This is a genomic window from Gilvimarinus sp. 1_MG-2023 (genome assembly GCF_030548285.1).
Genome location: NZ_JAUOSC010001623.1, coordinates 1 through 240 on the forward strand (window position 1 = coordinate 1; position 240 = coordinate 240).

The 240-nt window shown below is 47.1% G+C and carries 1 protein-coding gene; it reads left to right on the top strand.

Annotated features, from left to right (window positions below; genetic code table 11):
• Positions 1 to 2: 2 nt before the first annotated feature.
• Positions 3 to 240, top strand: a 238-nt coding sequence (locus tag Q4563_RS22285) for a glutamine synthetase beta-grasp domain-containing protein (RefSeq protein WP_303606096.1), incomplete at its 3' end; no start/stop codon positions are given.

The window sequence follows — 240 nt, forward strand, 5'->3', positions numbered from 1 at the left end:
CTCTGAATCTGATCAAAGAAAATGACGTTAAGTGGGTTGACCTGCGTTTTACCGATTCCAAAGGTAAAGAGCAGCATGTAACCATTCCTGCCAGCTATGTCGACGAAGAATTCTTCGAAATTGGCCAGATGTTTGATGGCTCATCCATCTCCGGCTGGAAAGGCATCAACGAATCCGACATGATCTTGATGCCGGATGACACCACGCCTTTCATGGATCCCTTCACTGAAGATGCAACGC